Origin of the sequence: Pseudoalteromonas aliena (assembly GCF_038155085.1) — a bacterium.
Classification (GTDB): Bacteria; Pseudomonadota; Gammaproteobacteria; order Enterobacterales; family Alteromonadaceae; genus Pseudoalteromonas; species Pseudoalteromonas aliena_A.
Map to the genome: position 1 here is coordinate 1 of NZ_JBAKAU010000224.1, position 215 is coordinate 215.

The window sequence follows — 215 nt, forward strand, 5'->3', positions numbered from 1 at the left end:
ATCACTGTCAGGGCCTTGTATTTGACCGAACATAAAATCGGTAAGTGCTGAAAACTTAGTCTTCCATTTACCATCGTAATATTTTTTTTGTTGATAATTTTTAACACCTTGTTGTGTTTTTGCTAATTCATTTTTATAAAAAAAGTTAGTATCTTTGTAATGAACGTACTGCAAGTAGTTTTCAAGCCCAATAGGGTTTAATAAAATTAGCTTTG

The 215-nt window shown here is 30.2% G+C and carries 1 pseudogene; it reads right to left on the bottom strand.

What is annotated here, in order from left to right:
* Window positions 1-215, bottom strand: a pseudogene (locus tag V6260_RS19165) (alpha/beta fold hydrolase); the annotation flags it as partial.